Annotated in this window: 12 protein-coding genes; 4 read left to right on the top strand and 8 right to left on the bottom strand. The window is 67.4% G+C overall.

Annotation, left to right across the window (positions count from 1 at the left end; all coding sequences use genetic code 11):
• The first annotated feature begins 15 nt into the window (after window positions 1–15).
• Window positions 16–3,750, top strand: a complete 3,735-nt coding sequence (locus tag AMK34_RS06215; protein WP_073843559.1) for a glycoside hydrolase family 2 TIM barrel-domain containing protein — start codon at window positions 16–18, stop codon at window positions 3,748–3,750.
• Window positions 3,751–4,069: 319 nt separating this feature from the next.
• Window positions 4,070–4,474, top strand: a complete 405-nt coding sequence (locus AMK34_RS06210) for a hypothetical protein (RefSeq protein WP_037338675.1) — start codon at window positions 4,070–4,072, stop codon at window positions 4,472–4,474.
• Here the strand turns inward: AMK34_RS06210 and AMK34_RS06205 are convergent.
• Both AMK34_RS06205 and AMK34_RS06200 read right to left on the bottom strand, forming a co-directional pair.
• Window positions 4,452–5,006 (bottom strand): hypothetical protein, encoded by a 555-nt coding sequence (locus tag AMK34_RS06205; protein ID WP_073843557.1) that lies wholly within the window; start codon window positions 5,004–5,006, stop codon window positions 4,452–4,454. The genes AMK34_RS06210 and AMK34_RS06205 overlap by 23 nt on opposite strands.
• Window positions 5,007–5,015: 9 nt before the next feature.
• Window positions 5,016–5,747 (bottom strand): serine/threonine protein kinase, encoded by a 732-nt coding sequence (locus AMK34_RS06200; protein WP_073843556.1) that lies wholly within the window; start codon window positions 5,745–5,747, stop codon window positions 5,016–5,018.
• Between the two features lie 114 nt (window positions 5,748–5,861).
• Between AMK34_RS06200 and AMK34_RS06195 the strand changes: the two genes are divergently transcribed.
• A complete protein-coding gene (locus tag AMK34_RS06195) occupies window positions 5,862–7,205 on the top strand; it encodes an MFS transporter (RefSeq protein ID WP_073843554.1) in 1,344 nt (447 codons plus the stop codon).
• A 304-nt stretch (window positions 7,206–7,509) separates the two neighbouring features.
• Window positions 7,510–8,763: an HNH endonuclease signature motif containing protein gene (locus AMK34_RS06190; protein ID WP_073844617.1), complete on the top strand. Its 1,254-nt coding sequence runs from the start codon at window positions 7,510–7,512 to the stop codon at window positions 8,761–8,763.
• Window positions 8,764–9,256: 493 nt separating this feature from the next.
• Here the strand turns inward: AMK34_RS06190 and AMK34_RS06185 are convergent, their stop codons facing one another.
• Genes AMK34_RS06185 through AMK34_RS06160 form a run of 6 tightly spaced genes read right to left on the bottom strand, consistent with a single transcriptional unit; the run spans window position 9,257 to window position 15,575 of the window.
• Window positions 9,257–10,024: an HpcH/HpaI aldolase family protein gene (locus AMK34_RS06185; protein WP_073843552.1), complete on the bottom strand. Its 768-nt coding sequence runs from the start codon at window positions 10,022–10,024 to the stop codon at window positions 9,257–9,259.
• Window positions 10,009–10,794 (bottom strand): 2-oxo-hept-4-ene-1,7-dioate hydratase, encoded by a 786-nt coding sequence (gene hpaH, locus AMK34_RS06180; RefSeq protein ID WP_038512837.1) that lies wholly within the window; start codon window positions 10,792–10,794, stop codon window positions 10,009–10,011. Before hpaH ends, AMK34_RS06185 begins: the two co-directional genes overlap by 16 nt.
• A 10-nt stretch (window positions 10,795–10,804) precedes the next feature.
• Complete coding sequence (hpaD, locus tag AMK34_RS06175; protein ID WP_037338663.1) at window positions 10,805–11,899, bottom strand: 3,4-dihydroxyphenylacetate 2,3-dioxygenase; 1,095 nt, start codon at window positions 11,897–11,899, stop codon at window positions 10,805–10,807.
• Window positions 11,900–11,930: 31 nt separating this feature from the next.
• Window positions 11,931–13,436, bottom strand: a complete 1,506-nt coding sequence (hpaE, locus tag AMK34_RS06170) for a 5-carboxymethyl-2-hydroxymuconate semialdehyde dehydrogenase (RefSeq protein WP_073843551.1) — start codon at window positions 13,434–13,436, stop codon at window positions 11,931–11,933.
• A gap of 13 nt (window positions 13,437–13,449) precedes the next feature.
• Entirely contained in the window at window positions 13,450–14,121 is a 672-nt protein-coding gene (locus tag AMK34_RS06165; protein ID WP_016334631.1) for a GntR family transcriptional regulator, read from the bottom strand.
• The gene (locus AMK34_RS06160; protein WP_073843550.1) at window positions 14,103–15,575 is read right to left on the bottom strand and encodes a fumarylacetoacetate hydrolase family protein; all 1,473 of its coding nucleotides are present in this window, start codon (window positions 15,573–15,575) and stop codon (window positions 14,103–14,105) included. The genes AMK34_RS06165 and AMK34_RS06160 overlap by 19 nt, the downstream gene beginning before the upstream one ends.
• Between the last annotated feature and the right edge of the window lie 81 nt (window positions 15,576–15,656).

The following is a 15,656-nucleotide window of genomic DNA, read 5'->3' as shown; positions in this document are numbered from 1 at the left end:
GGGAGGTTGAACGCAGTGCTGCGAACACGCCCCATCGTCCTGGTCCTGGCGATGCTCGCCGGGACGCTCGTCGCGACCGGCTCTCCGGCGGCCGCCGACGTCCAGTCCTATCTCGACGATCCACGAAAAGTCTCCGAAGGACAGGAGCCACGGCACGCCCACCTTCGTCCGTACGCGGACGTCTCCGCCGCGGCCCGCCGCGACGAACGCGGTCCCTACACGATGTCGCTCGACGGCAAATGGCGCATCGCCATGGCGGACAACCCCTCTCAGGTGCCGAAGGGATTCCACGACGACGGATACGACGCGTCGAGCTGGCGTGAGGTGTCGGTGCCGCACACCTGGCAGACGGACGGTCTGGACCATCCGATCTTCCGCAACATCGCCACCGAGATCCAGCCCGACGACCCGCCACGCGTCCCGCGTGACGTGAACCCGACCGGCGCCTACGTCCGCGATTTCACCCTGCCCGCCCAGTGGTCGGAACGCGAGACCTTTCTGCGCTTCGAGGGTGTCACGTCGGCGTACTTCGTCTGGGTGAACGGGACGTACATCGGCTACGACCAGGGCGGCTACACGCCGGCGGAGTTCGACATCTCGTCCGCGCTGCGGCCGGGTCCGAACCGGATCGCCGTGCAGGTGCACCGCTGGAGTGCGGGTGCCTACCTGGAGGATGTCGACCAGTGGCGGTACTCGGGCATCTTCCGCTCGGTGACCCTGCACTCGACGCCGGGCACGTTCATCCAGGACGTCGGGCTGACGACCGACCTCGACGCGACCTACACCGACGCCATCCTCAAGGCCGCGGTCGAGGTCGCCACCAAACCCGGCGGAACCGCGGGCAAGCACCGCGTCGGGCTCAGCCTGCGCGACGCGGCGGGCAAGGAGGTCGGGACCACGAGCGGGGAGGTCGACGCGGGCGGCAAGACCGCGTTGAGCCTGCCCGTCCGCAACCCGGCGAAGTGGACCGACGAGACGCCGAACCTGTACACGGCCGTCCTCACGCTGACCGCGCCCGACGGCCGCGTCACACACATCACCAGTGAGACGACCGGGTTCCGCGAGATCGAGATCCGCGACAAGCAACTGCTGGTCAACGGGAAACGGGTGCTGTTCAAGGGCGTCAACCGCGCCGAGACCGACCCCGACCACGGCAGGCACGTGCCCCGGCGCGCGCAGGAGCGCGACGTCGCGCTGATGAAGCAGCTGAATGTGAACGCGGTCCGCACCTCGCACTACCCGTCGGATCCCTATTTCTACGAACTGGCCGACCGGCACGGGCTCTGGATCGACGACGAGATCGACATCGAGACCCACAACCACGAGAACTGTGCCCGCTATTGCCAGGCGAACGACCCGGCCTGGCGGGACGCGTTCTTCGACCGCATGATCGGCATGGTCGAACGGGACAAGAACCATCCGAGCGTCTTCCTGTGGGACACCGGCAACGAGGCGGGCCTCGGCGCGCATCACTTCGCGCTGGCGGAATGGCTGGACGCGAACGAGCCGACCCGGCCGATCTACCACCAGTCGAACAGCCCGGACGGCGACGCGCCGTTCGCCGACGTCTGGGGGCCGCGGTATCCGTCGCCGGAGAAGTTCGCCGAGCAGGCGAAGAACACCACCAAACCGCTGATCTTCGGCGAGTACGCCCACGCGATGGGCAACAGCCTCGGCAACTTCCGGGAGTTCTGGGACACGATCCGGGCGAATCCGCAGACCCAGGGCGGGTTCATCTGGGACTGGGCGGAGCAGAACATCCGGCAGCCGATCCGGCTCACGCCCGATTCGTCGGGCAACGCCATCTCCGCGCATCTCAGCGGAAAGCCGGATCTGGTCGAAGGTCATCGCGGCAAGGCGCTGGCGTTGTCGGGCCTCGACGATTTCGTCGAGGTCTACCGCGACCGGAAACTCGACATCACCGGGAAGGCGCTCACGCTGGACGCCTGGGTGAAACCGGGGAAGTGGACCGGTGACTTCCGCATCCTCGGCAAGGGCGACCACCAGTACGCGTTGAAGATGAAGACGCAGGACACGCTGGAGTTCTTCATCCACAGTGGAACGTGGCAGGCGGTGCAGGCGAAGGTGCCCGCCGACTTCTACGGCGACTGGCACCGGGTGAGCGGTACCTACGACGGCACGGCCCTGCGGCTGTACCTCGACGGCAAGGAGATCGGGAGCAAACCGTTCACCGGCGCGATCGACTCGTCCTCGGCGGAGGTCAACATCGGCCGCGACTTCGAGACGTCGTGGAACGACCCGTCGACCATCGGCTGGATGGGCCGCGGAGCCGTCGACGACGTCCGCATCTACGACAAGCCGTTGTCCGCCACGGAGTTGTCCGGCACGGCTCCCGCGGACGGGGCCGTGCTGGCGCTGGACTTCGACAGTGTCACCGAGCGGGGGAGCCACCTGTCGTACGGCTCCAGTCTGTCCGGTGTGGACGGTCTGATCGGCTCGGATCGGTCGGTGCAGCCGGAAACCGCGCAGATGGCGTGGGCGCATCAGCCGCTGCGCTTCGCCTACTCGGGCGGCACGGTCTCGGTGACCAACGAGCGGCAGTTCAAGGGCACCGACGAACTGAACCTGCGGTGGCGGATCCAGGAAGGCTCTCGGGTGGTCGCCCGGGGCGAGCAGCCTTTGCGGGTCGGTCCCGGGTCGACCGGAAAGGTAGCGGTTCCGGTGCCGCCGAATCCCGCGGACCGCGAACGGTTCCTCACCGTCGAAGCGGTGACGACCCAGGGCGAGCCGATGCCGGCGCGAGGACATGTCCTGGCGCACGATCAGTTCTCCCTGAGCGGCAAGCGGGTTCCGGGCTTGGACAGGACTCCGCTCGACGGGAAGTCCGTCGGAGTCGTCGAGGACGTCGCATCGGTGACGGCGTCGGCGGCAGGCGTCACGTATCGGGTCGACAAGGCCGGCGGCACGCTGACGTCCATCCGGTATCAAGGCAAGGAACTGCTGAGCGGCGGGCCGAAGCTCGACGCGTGGCGGGCACCGATCAGCAACGAGACGTTCGCCTGGGGCAGGGCCGAGGGCGAGGACTGGCGCAAGGCCGGGCTCGATCGGCTGAAGACCACGGTCACGGGCGTCCGGGTCGAGAAGGACGGCTCGCGCGCGGTTCGGGTGATCGTCGACAGCCGGGTCGCGGCGCCGGACGTCGCCGGGGCGTGGTTCGACCAGACGATGACCTACACCGTCGACCGGACCGGGACGCTGAGCCTCGCCAATCGGGTGATTCCGCAGGGGAGTGTGCGCACTCTGCCGTATCTGCCGCGGATCGGTGTCTCGCTGGCGGTACCGGACCGGTATGACCGGTTCGCCTGGTACGGACGGAAAGCCGAGAGCTACGTCGACCGCAAGGACGGGACGCCGATCGGCGTGCAGTCGAGCACGGTGGACGAGCAGTACGTGGAGTATCACCGGCCGCAGGACCACGGCAACCACACCGACAGCCGGTGGGCGCTGCTCACCGACGGCCGGACCGGTGGCCTGCTGGTCGGGGGCGCGAACGACGTCAGCGTGACGCCGTTCGACGATCTCGACCGGGCGGCGTACCCGTTCCAGTTGCAGCGCAACAAGGGCTGGTTCACGCTGCACGCCGGTCACGCGGTGACCGGGGTCGGGGACACGCCCAACCCGGTGCGGGAACGCAGCCAGGTCCAGCCGGACAGCACGTACGAGTACACGCTGTCGTTGCGTCCCTTGACCGCGCAGGAAGCGCGGGCGGGGCTGCCGACCGGCGGCTGAACCTTCGGCCTCGTGAGTGGTGAAGGCCTCCTTGCCTACCCGGAAAGTAGGGAAGGAGGCCTTCACCGCTGTCCGGTTAGAGGCCCGAGCGATTGGAGGCCGAATTGCTTCCGTCGAAGTGGAGGTCCATTTCGCCATTGAGGCCTGTCGTGGATGTCTTCCGCTCGCACTCGCGAGACCCCGGGTGATCCGGTCGTAGGACCAAGCGGTGTCGAAACACATACGGGCGGCCGCTGTCCGGGTGATGTCAAGCGTGGGTCAGGCTCTTCGTCCTCGCAGTCGCTAGTCTTGATCTTCGACTGCGAGGGAGACTGAATTCATGGCGGAATGGGCCGATCTGGTCGCGTTCGTACGGCACGAATATCGGGTGGTGAAGGACGAACCGGACGAAATTCGCATCCGGTTGTCCTACGGTGACGACGACTACGAAGAGCGGGCCCAAACCGTGGTCATCGCGCGGGAGATCTTCGACCGCCGCGAGGACTGGGTGCAGATCGCGACGCCTTTCGCCCGGGTCGACGAGGTCGACCTGGCGACCGTGCTGACCGAGATCGGCAACACCATCGTCGTCGGGGGATTGGTGGTCATGGGAGAGCATCTGGTGCTGCGCCATTCCCTGCCGTTGGTGAATCTCGACATCAACGAGTTCACCGATCCGCTCGAACTCGTCGCGGGTTCGGCGGAGCTGCTGGAACAGCAGTTCACCGGACGCGACGACTACTGATCCCCGGGATCTCCTCGAAGGAGGTCACGCGTTCGCATTCCTCCTCGGTGAGCTTGTCGATGGCTGCCCGGTACGCCTGCGCTTGAGCCGTGCCGGGCAGCTGCCCGCCCAGGAGAAGCGGAAGCCCGAGCTCGAAACCGCAGCGGGCCCGTGCCCCGTGGCGGTGCCGGGCGCGGGCGACCGCGGTGGCGACGCGGAGCCCGTGCTCGGTGCCCGGCGGCGTCGCGGGACGGTCGGTTTCGATGGCCGCGAACCGGAATCCGTCGGCCTGGTCGCATTTGTCGCAGCCGACGGGACCCGATCCGAGGCGGCTGCCGCAGTCGGCGCAGGTCAACTTGTCGTATGCGGCGTCGACGATCCGCCACTCGAACACGGAAGTGTCGTCGACGACCGATTCGGCGAGGTCGGTTTCCTCCGTCGTCCCAGGGGAGACACCGTATTCCGCGAGGAACAGCCGCCAGCGGTCTTCGATGCTCGCCTCGACGGCCGCCAAGGCCTCGGCGGGGCGCCCGCCGCGTGGAAGAGCGGTCATGGGCGGATTCTATTTCGCGCGGATGAGAGTGTCCGCGTCGATGCAGAGGCGACCGTCGTGGGGGACGACCGTCAGCTCGTGCGTTTCCGTGGGGGAGGGGCGGCCGTCGCGATAATGCAGGGTGATCCGGACCCGGACGGTGGTCGCGGAGGTGGCGGACGCGCTGTGTACGTCCACCGCGCTGATCCTGCCCCAATGGGCTTCGTAATCGCTCTGGCCGCGGCGTTGGAGGTTCGGGCCGATCAGCGGCCAGCCTGCCCGGGTGTCCGGCATCAGGCGGTAGTAGGCGGTGACGAACTGGGCGATGTCCTCGTTCGTGGCGGGCTGGGGCACCGTGGACGTCGTGCTGGTCGTGGTGCTGGTCGTCGGGCTCGGCTCGATCACGGCGGGAATCGGTGTCCCGGCCGTCTGGAACGACCCCGCGAAATGGACGCCCACGAAAATGGCCGCCAGCAACGAACCCGAGATCCCGAGGATCAGGAACACCAGCCAGGCGTTGACCTGTGAGTGCCGCACGTTGTAGACGTTCGTCGTTCCGGTGGTGCTCGGGCCGCCGTCGCGGCGGACGAGTACCTGCGAGATACCGCTGATCAGCCCGGTCGCGAGGGTGAACGCGACCACCAGACCCCAGGCCAGGAAGTTGGTCTTGAGGTCGGTCGCGAAATTGATCGCCGTGCCGAGGGCGGCCGCGATGCAGGCGCCGAGCAAGGACCAGAACCATGTCGAACCCGCCCGGTTCAAGATCTTCTCCTTTGCCGAAGCCGTCGGCTTACAACTCGCGAGGCGGCGAGGCCTTGTTACGACGGGTGCCATCCGTGGCCCTATCGTGATCGGCCTACGCGGTTTGGGGGGCGGATGACATCGTCGCGATGGGGTGGCCTCGCGGCTCTGCTGGCGGGATTCTTCGTGCTCCTGCTCGACACGACGATCGTCGCCGTGGCGAGCCCGAGCATCCAAGCCGACCTCGGCGGGGACGTCTCCGCGCTGTTCTGGGTGACGGCGGGCTATCTGCTCGCGTTCTCGGTCCCGTTGCTGGTCGCCGGCAGGCTCGGCGATCTCTTCGACCCCAAGCGTGTCTACCTTTTCGGCATGGGAGGTTTCGCCGTCGCCTCCGCGCTGTGCGGGCTCGCGCCGTCGATCGGCTGGCTCATCGCCTTCCGGATCCTGCAAGGCCTCGCGGCGGCCGCGATGTCGCCTCAACCGCTCACGTTGATCCGTCGTCTCTTCGCCGACGATGAGCGAGGCCGCGCTTTCGGTATCTGGGGCTCGGTGGCGGCGGCCGCCACCCTGCTCGGTCCGGTGCTGGGTGGACTGCTGACCGCGAGCCTGGACTGGCGCTGGATCTTCTGGGTGAACGTGCCGCTTTGCGCCGCGGCCGTCGTCATGGGTGTTCGCATGATCCCGGGAAGCCGGGGAGGCACCGCCCGTTTCGACCTGCTCGGCGCCGCGTTGAGCACGGCCGGCCTGAGCCTTCTCGTCTGGGCGCTGCTGTCGTGGAGCCCGCTCTCGTTGCCTGCCGCCACCCTCGCCGTCGTGCTTTTGGTCGGTTTTTGGTTCCAAGAACGCAGACAAGGCGCGGACGCGCTCGCGCCCTTGCGCCTCTATCGCTCGTCCGGGTACTTGTCCGCGAGCCTCGCGATGGCGTCGCTCGGCGCGACCGTGCTCGCGATGGCGCTTCCCACGATGCTGTACATCCAGGAAATGCGAGGCTTCGGCCCGATCGAGGCCGCACTGGTCCTCGCGCCGGACGCCGTCGTCGCGATCCTGCTGTCGCCACCGGCCGGCCGCTGGGTCGACCGGGTGGGCGGGCGCCGACCGGCGATCCTCGGCATGAGCCTGCTCGCGACGAGCCTGCTGCTCATCGGGCTGGTGGTGGTGCTGAACCTGAACCCCTGGTGGATCTCCGTGGGTGCCGCGCTGCTCGGCGCCGCCAACGCGATGGCGTGGTCGCCGTTGTCCGCCATCGCGATGGCGTCCGTCGATCCGGAGGCCGCGGGTGGCGCCTCGGGTCTGTTCAACACGGTGAGGCAGGTGGGTGCGGTGGGCGGCGTGGCGGTGACCGGAGCGATTCTGGCGGGGTTGGAATCTCGGCCGGGGTTGGGTTTTGGTGTCGTCTTCGGGTTTGTGGGCGTTGTCGCTGTGGGTGGGGTTGTGGCGGCGTTTCGGCTTCCTGGGGTTGTGCGGGTCGAGGTTGGCTGATTCGGTTTTCGCCGAGGGGTGAGCGGGCTTTCTTGCCGCAGGAGCCGGGGCGGGTGTGGCAGCAGTTGTGCGAGCTGCCGTACCACCGTGGCTCGAACGCCGGAATCAACGGCTCCGCCAACCCCAGAGCTCATCCGGCAGCAGCAGCAGCGACAACCGATCCGCCACGGCCAAGTTCGTCGCTGACGAGCAATCAATCACCACTTAAGACACGCTCTAAATCACTCTCCAGTGTTGTTCGTGCGTTTCGCTGGTTGCTTAAAATTACGAACACGTGTTCGATTTCTTCGGGTATTATGGAGGGGTGTCCGAGACCTTCCTTCCCGAGTTGCCGCAGGAGCTGTGGCGTGCCGGCAAGCTGGAGCTTGCTCATGGTGTGCAGCAGTCGTTGCAGGTGATTCGGATCGCGACCGCCTGCTTGGGCCGGTTCCTGGCGGAGATCGAGTCTCGGGGCGCCAAAGACTTGTACGGGCATGGCAGTACGGCGAGCTGGTTCGCGGAGATTGCGGGGTTGTCGCGTGGTGAGGCGGGTCCGATCGTGAAGCGCGCGATCGCGTTGAACCCCACCCGAGCCTTGGATGGCACGGAGGTTCCGCCTCTCGCTCCCGCGACTGCCGCCGTCGCCGCTCAGGGACTGGTCGGGGATGAGCGGATCGATCAGATCTTGGAGATCCTGAAAAACCTCCCCGCCGAGATTTCGGCGGAAGACCGAGCGGGCGCGGAGCAGATCCTCGCCAACCTCGCCCCGAACGCCGGTCCCCGCCAACTCGCCAAGGCCGAAGCGAACCTGCAAGGCTTGCTCAACCCCGACGGCAACGAACCCAAAGACCCCGAACCCAAAGAACCACGCCGCGAGATCACCCTAGAGCGGCGCAAAGACGGCTTCTGGAAACTCACCGGCCTCCTCGACGACGAGACCGGCGCCCGGACCGCCGCAGCACTGGAAGCACACGCCCAGCCACGCCCGGTAGATGAGTTCGGGCAGGTGGATCTGCGGATGAAGTGCGAGCGCATGGGAGATGCCTGGGCCGAACTCCTCGATCTGGCGATCGCGTGCCCGGACCAGCCGGGGACCAGCGGCTACCGCACTCTCGTGCATGTCACCGTCGGGCTTGAGGAACTGAAGTCGGGTCTCGGGACCGCGTGTCTCGACTTTGTGGGGACGATGACGGCGCGGGAAGCCCGGCTCGCGGCCTGTGATTGCCTGATGGTGCCGGTCGTGATGGGTTCCTCGGGGGAACCGCTGGATATGGGACGCCTCCGAAGATTCGTCACTCCAGGCCAGCGACGCGCACTCAACATCCGAGATGGCGGTTGCGCCTTCCCGGGTTGTCATCGGAAACCCAAGAATTGCCACGCCCATCACATTCATCACTGGGCAGACGGAGGACCCACCGATCTCCGGAATCTGGTCCTATTGTGCGGTTTCCATCATCGGCTGATTCACCACGGCGACTGGGAAGTACGCATGGCGGCCGATGGGTTACCGGAGTTCATCCCACCCCAGTACAGGGATCCGCTCCGAAAACCTCGGCGCAACACCCTGCATCACGTCTGAACCCCGAAGAGCCCGTCGGCCACGCCGGCGACGGGCCCTTCGGCATGCCCGCCGGACAGAACATGAGTGGTTATCGTCTTCCGAACATGAGCCCTTGCGTGGTGATCATCTACTCCGTGAGGGTCCCTGCCTGAAGGAAGCATTGAGTCTCAGGGGCTCTGACACAGATGAAGTGCTACCGCCTTCGAGCACCTTTACGTTGGGGCGCGGGTCACTCTGTGTGGACCCGAAGCGGCGCTTATCGAGTCCCTGTGTCCGGCCCGCAACCCAACCTAAACCGCCGAATCCCAGCCAACTCGAAGGCCCACCCGCCGCGACATCGACCTCGAACCACACCTGCCCGGCTGCCGCGCGGCACGGATGCACGACTGCCTCGGCAGCCGGGAGTTCCGGTGAATCCGGCCAGGAAAGAACGCGCCGCGCGCCGAACGGTCACGTTCCACCTGCCAGCGCAGGGCAGAGTCGAGCAGCCACGAGAGCATGCCCAAAGACCCTAGGCTTGATGCCGTCGCGCGAGCGCCTCCGAACCTTGGGCGAGCAGCGTGACGTCCGCGCCGACCAGGACGAACGAGGCGCCGGCGTCGAGGTAGCGCTGAGCCTGCGCCCGGTCGAACGCGTTGACTCCCACTGGTTTTCCCAAAGCGAGGACGGCCTCGAAGGTGCGCAAGACGGCCGCGGTGACATCAGGGTGCGTCTGCTTCCCGAGCAGGCCCATCGAGGCGGCCAGGTCGGACGGTCCGACGAACACCCCGTCGACGCCGTCGACCGCGGCGATCTCGGCGGCGGCTGCGACCCCCGCCGCCGACTCGATCTGGACGAACAGCGACGTGAACTCCTCGGCCTTCGCGAGGTAGTCCTCGACCCGGTTCCAGCGCGCGGACCGGGAGAGGGCACTGCCGACACCGCGCACGCCTCGCGGCGGATAGCGGACGGCTCGCACGACGGCTTCCGCCTCCTCGGCGCTGTCGACCATGGGCACCAACAGATTCTGGGCGCCCAGGTCGAGCAGTTGCTTCAGCGCGACCGCGTCGCCGGACGGAGCGCGCACCACCGGCGTGATCGGGTAGGCGGCGATCGTCTGCAGCAACGACTGCACGGTCTCCAGACCGGCGGGGGAGTGCTCGGTGTCGACGAGCAGCCAGTCGAGCCCGGAACCCGCGCAGATCTCGGCGACGACCGGACTGCCCGACGTGACCCACATGCCGATCCGCGGCCGCTCACCGAGCTGATCCCGGAACGGCGGATCTAGACGAAGCGGCATGTGATCGCCCCCAGATCCCGGTAATCGGCGGTCACGGTGTCCCCGGGGTGCACCCACATCGGCCGTGTGAACGACCCGGCCAGCACGATGTCGCCCGGGTCGAGCTTGTCACCGTGTTGAGCGAGTTTGTTCGCCAGCCAGGCGACACCGTTCGCGGGGTGGTTCAGCACCGCGGCGGCGACACCGGACTCCTCGATCGTCTCGTTCCGGTACAGCAGCGCCGAAACCCACCGCAGGTCGACTGCGTCCACGGCGACCGGGTTGCCGCCGTAGACCATGCCGCCCATGGCCGCGTTGTCGCTGATCGTGTCCACGATGGTCCGGCCAGCCATCTCGATGCGCGACGACAGGATCTCCAGCGCGGGCACCACGTACTCGGTCGCCCGCAGCACGTCGAACACCGTGGTGTCCGGTCCGGCGAGGGAATCACGGAGCACGAAGGCCAGCTCGACCTCGATGCGCACGTTCGAGAACCGGCTGTGTTCGATCACGGAACCGTTTTCGAACACCATGTCCGCGAAGATGGCGCCGTAGTCGGGTTCGGTGATCCCGGTCGCGGCCTGCATGACCTTCGACGTCAGCCCGATCTTGCGGCCGACCGGACGACGACCCGCCGCGATGCCTCGCCGCCGCCATTCGTTCTGCACGGCGTACGAATCCTCGACGGTCATGTCCGGATAGCGCGCCGTCAGCAGCGGGATCGTCTCCCGTGCCTCCTCCGCGGCCGCCAGTTCGTCGGCGATCGCGGTGATCGTTTCCTCTTCGAGCATGTCCCCTGCCTCAGAGCTGGTTGCCGAGTTTGTACTCGCCCTGTTTCCACGCCGGCAGTTCGCCTTCGTCGTCACCCTTGCGGGTGTAGGAGAAGCCGTCGGCGCCGATGGTGACCTCCAGCTCGCTGTCATCGGTCCGCGCGACGACGGGCTGCGGCTTGCCGTCGAGGTCGAGCACCAGCGAGGCGTCGGTGTACCAGGACGGGACCACCGGCGTGCCCCACCAGTCGCGGCGCTGGTTGTCGTGCACGTCCCAGGTGACGACCGGGTTGTCCGGGTCGCCGGTGTAGTAGTCCTGCGTGTAGATCTCGACGCGATGTCCGTCAGGGTCGCGCAGGTACAGGTAGAAAGCGTTCGACACGCCGTGCCTGCCCGGTCCGCGTTCGATGTGGTCCGACATCCGCAGCGAACCGAGTTTGTCGCAAATGGACAGGATGTTGTGCTTCTCGTGCGTGGCGAAGGCGACGTGGTGCATCCGCGGCCCGTCGCCGCCGGTCATCGCGGTGTCGTGCACGGTGGGCTTACGGCGCATCCAGGCCGCGTAGGTGGTGCCCTGGTCGTCCTGGATGTCTTCGGTGACCCGGAAGTTGAGATCTTCCATGTGCTTCACCGCGAGCGGGACGTCCGGGGTGACCTGGTTGAAATGGTCGAGCCGCACCAGCGCGCCCGGCAGGTGCAGGTCGTAGCGCCAGCCGAGGCGCTCCACGTGCTGGACGTCGTGGAAGAACTCGATGGGGAAACCGAGCGGATCCTGCACCCGCACCGAGTCGCCGATGCCCTTGGTGTAGCCGTCCGCGCGGCGTTCGACCCGGCAGCCCAGTTCCGTGTAGAACGCGACGGCCTTGTCCAGGTCCTCGGGCGACCGCACCCGGTACGAAAAGGCCGCGACCGCCGCGACCGGTCCCTGGCGCAGCACGAGATTGTGGTGGATGAACTCGTCGATCGTGCGGAGACTGACCGTCGTCTCGTCCTCCTCGGTCACCGTCAGGCCGAGCACGTCGGCGTAGAAGGCCCGCGAACGCGCCAGATCGGTGACGACGAGTTCCATGTACGCGCAGCGCAGGACGTCCGGCGGCGGCGATTTCGGGGTGGGGATCGGCTTCATTGCGTCATCCTTCGTGGACAGTGGAGTGGGCTCAGCCCTTGCCGAAGGCGGGGTTGTGCACCTCGCCGAGATTGATGTGCACCGCCTGCTGGTCGGTGTAGAAGTCGATCGAGCGGTAGCCGCCCTCGTGCCCCAGCCCGGACGCCTTCACCCCGCCGAAGGGCGTGCGCAGGTCGCGGACGTTGTTCGAGTTGAGCCACACCATGCCCGCCTCGACGGACTGCGCGAAGTTGTGCGCCCGCTTGAGGTCGTTGGTCCAGACGTAGGCCGCGAGCCCGTACATCGTGTTGTTCGCGAGTTCGAGCGCCTCTTCCTCGCTGTCGAACGGCGTGATCGCGACGACCGGGCCGAAGATCTCCTCCTGGAAGATCCTGGCGTCCGGCTTGACGTCGGCGAACACCGTCGGCGCCACGTAGTTGCCGGTCGGGAAGCCGTCCGGACGGCCGCCGCCGGCGACGAGCCTGCCCTCGGTCTTGCCGATTTCGATGTACTTCATGACCTTGTCGTAGTGCTCGGGGTGCACCAGGGCGCCGACTTCGGTCTTGGGGTCGCTCGGGTCGCCGACCACGACGCGCTTGGCCTGCGCGGCGTAGCGCTCGACGAACTCGTCGTAGATCGCGCGCTCGACCAGGATGCGGCTGCCCGCGGTGCAGCGTTCGCCGTTGAGCGAGAACACGCCGAAGATCGTCGCGTCGATCGCGGTCTCCAGATCGGCGTCGGCGAAGACGATGGCGGGCGACTTGCCGCCCAGTTCCATCGACAGTCCTTTGAGGAACGGAGCCGCGTTGCCGAAGATCAGGCTGCCGGTGCCGCTCTCTCCGGTGAACGAGATCAGCGGGACGTCCGGATGCTTCACCAGCGCGTCACCGGCGTCCTCACCGAAGCCGTTGACGAGGTTGAAAACGCCCGACGGCAGCCCGGCCTCCTCGAAGATCTCCGCCCACAGCGATGCGGAAAGCGGGGTGAACTCCGCGGGCTTGAGCACGACGGTGTTGCCGGTCGCCAGCGCGGGCGCGAGTTTCCACGACTCCAGCATGAACGGCGTGTTCCACGGTGTGATCAGCCCAGCGACACCGATCGGCTTGCGGTTGACGTAGTTCACCTGGCGGCCGGGCACCTTGTAGGTGTCGTCGGCCTGCGCGACGATCAGGTCGGCGAAGAACCGGAAGTTCTCCGCGGCCCGCCGTGCCTGGCCCAGCGCCTGCGAAATCGGCAGGCCCGAATCGAAACTCTCCAGTGCGGCCAGCCGCTTGTCCCGCGACTCGACGAGATCCGCGATGCGGTTCAGCACACGCGAGCGCTCGCGCGGCAGCAGCTTCGGCCAGGGGCCTTCGGTGAACGCTTTCCGCGCGGCGGCGACGGCGCGGTCGATGTCGGCCTTCTTGCCCGCGGCGGCCTGGACGTAGACGTCGTTGGTCACCGGGTCGAGTACGTCGAAGACGGCGCCGTCGGCCGAATCGACGAGTTCGCCGCCGATGTAGTGCCGGATCCGCTCCGGGACACCGTCCGGGATCGGCCGGGGAGTCGTGCTGGTCAAGATTCCTCCTCAGTCAGCGCTTGGCGCGCTCTCGAGCGTCCAGGAAGGCCTGCATGGTGGCCCAGCGGTGGTTGCGCGCGGCGAATTCGATGTCGAGCGGGTCGGCTTTCTCGGAGATCAGCCGCAGGATCTCTTCGTGTTCCTCGACCGACCGGTGCGCGCGGTCGGGCACGAACGCGAACGTGGAGTCGCGCAGCCCGGACAGCCGGGTCCAGCCCTGGTGCACGAGGTCGAGGATCTGCGGGTTGGGGCAGCATTCGAAGAGCAGCGAGTGGAACTGCTGGTTCAGCGCGGTGAACTCGTGCGCGTCGAAGTGGTCCAGCAGGGCGATCATGCGCTCATTCACCCGCCGCGCCCGCGCGATGTTCTCTTCGGACAGCTGCGGCGCGGACAGCGCGGTGGCGACACCTTCGACGACGCCGAGGGTCTGCATCGCGTGGACGTACTCGTTCTGGTCCACCATCGCCACGCGCGCGCCGACGTTGCGTTCGAAGGTCACCAGCCGTTCGGCTTCCAGCCGCCGTATCGCCTCGCGCACCGGGACGACGCTCATGTCGAGCGCGCCGGCGATCTCGGCGAGCACCAGCCGGTAGCCGGGTCCGTACTCGTGCCGGGCGATCCGCTCACGCAGCCATTCGTAGGCGAGTTCGGATTTGCTGGTCGTCTTCACTGCTTCTTCTGCCATGCCTCATACCTTTCCCGCCACAACGGGTTCAGCGGGAAGAGCCCCTCGATCGGGCGGCCCTGTCCGACCTGCTCGGCGATCCAGGAGTCTTCGTCCTCCTGGACGAGCGCCGCGTCGGCGATCTCTTCGGCCAGCGACGGCGGGATGACCACCACGCCGTCGTCGTCGCCGACGATGATGTCCCCGGGCAGGACGGTGGCCCCGCCGCAGGCGACCGCGACGTCGGTGTCCCACGGCACGTGCTTGCGCCCGAGGACCGCCGGATGCGCGCCCTGGGAGAAGACCGGGAGCCCGGTCGCGGCGACGGCGTCGAAGTCGCGGACACCGCCGTCGGTGATCACCCCGGCGGCGCCGAGGTAGCGCGCCCGCAACGCCAGGATGTCGCCGAGCGTGCCGGAACCCTTGTCACCGCGGGCTTCGATGACGATGACCTCGCCGGCGCCGACCGAGTCGAAGAGCCGCTTCTGGGCGTTGTAGCCGCTACCGTGGGATTTGAAGAGGTCCTCGCGGTTCGGGACGAAACGCAGGGTCCGCGCGGTGCCGACGACCTTGGAGCCGGGCAGGTTGGGGCGCACGCCGTCGATCGCGACGTTGTTCAGCCCGCGCTTGCGCAGCTGGGCGGACAGACCCGCGACAGGCGCACGAAGAAGCTTGGCGCGCAATTCCTCACTGAGCGCGGGGGCGTCCTCCTCGACAGATGCTTCGACGGGCGTGCCCCACGCTTCGGCGCGCTGCCTCTCGTCGACCTCGGGCAGGCTGCCGATGTCCGAAAAGGACCGGATCCCCTGGGAAACCGTGGTGTGGAGCCGTCCGCTGCTGGCGGAAGTGCCGGGGACGTCCACTTCGACCACGACGACGTCGCCGGGGGAGACCACGGTCGAGCCGGCGGGGGTTCCGGTGAGGATGACGTCGCCCGGTTCGAGCGTGAAGTGCTGGGAGAGATCGGAAACGAACTGCCGCAAGGGGAACAGCAGCCCGGCGGTGGTGTCCTCCTGCACCAGGTCGCCGTTCACCCAGGTGCGGATGCGCAGCGACGACGGGTCGACGTCACGCGCGTCGATGAGGCCGGGACCGAGCGGGGTGTAGCCGTCGCCGCCCTTGGACCGGACGTTGGAGCCCTTGTCCGCGGCGCGCAGGTCGTACAGGCCGAAGTCGTTCGCGGCGGTCACCGCGGCGACGTGGTCCCACGCCTGGTCCGGTTTGACCCAGCGGGCCGTGGTGCCGATGACCAGCGCGATCTCGCCTTCGAAGGCCAGCAGCTCGGTGCCCGCCGGACGTTCGACCGTGCCGCCGGACGTGCCGATCGAGCTCGACGGCTTGAAGAAGTACGACGGGTTCGCCGGACGGCGTCCACGCTGCTCCGCGCGGGAGGCGTAGCTGAGATGGACGGCGATGATCTTGCCCGGCCGGGTCTCCAACGGACCGGACGGCGATGTTGCCTCGTAAGTGCCCATGTTCCCCTGAATCCTCGACCCTTGCTTCGTATCTAATAACGTATATGATTCCGTGCCACAGTGGCAAGGTGGCCGACGACA

The sequence above is a fragment of the Amycolatopsis sp. CB00013 genome (genome assembly GCF_001905755.1).
GTDB lineage: Bacteria > Actinomycetota > Actinomycetes > Mycobacteriales > Pseudonocardiaceae > Amycolatopsis > Amycolatopsis japonica.
The sequence above is the reverse complement of the archived record's forward strand: the minus strand, read 5'-3'. Positions and strand labels throughout refer to the sequence as shown.

Coding starts and splice junctions, on each gene's coding strand:
- AMK34_RS06210 (WP_037338675.1), top strand. CDS start 4,070: ATGGCGGAATGGGCCGATCTGGTCGCGTTCGTACGGCACGAATATCGG.
- AMK34_RS06205 (WP_073843557.1), bottom strand. CDS start 5,006: ATGACCGCTCTTCCACGCGGCGGGCGCCCCGCCGAGGCCTTGGCGGCC.
- AMK34_RS06195 (WP_073843554.1), top strand. CDS start 5,862: ATGACATCGTCGCGATGGGGTGGCCTCGCGGCTCTGCTGGCGGGATTC.
- AMK34_RS06185 (WP_073843552.1), bottom strand. CDS start 10,024: ATGCCGCTTCGTCTAGATCCGCCGTTCCGGGATCAGCTCGGTGAGCGG.
- hpaH (WP_038512837.1), bottom strand. CDS start 10,794: ATGCTCGAAGAGGAAACGATCACCGCGATCGCCGACGAACTGGCGGCC.
- hpaD (WP_037338663.1), bottom strand. CDS start 11,899: ATGAAGCCGATCCCCACCCCGAAATCGCCGCCGCCGGACGTCCTGCGC.
- AMK34_RS06165 (WP_016334631.1), bottom strand. CDS start 14,121: ATGGCAGAAGAAGCAGTGAAGACGACCAGCAAATCCGAACTCGCCTAC.
- AMK34_RS06160 (WP_073843550.1), bottom strand. CDS start 15,575: ATGGGCACTTACGAGGCAACATCGCCGTCCGGTCCGTTGGAGACCCGG.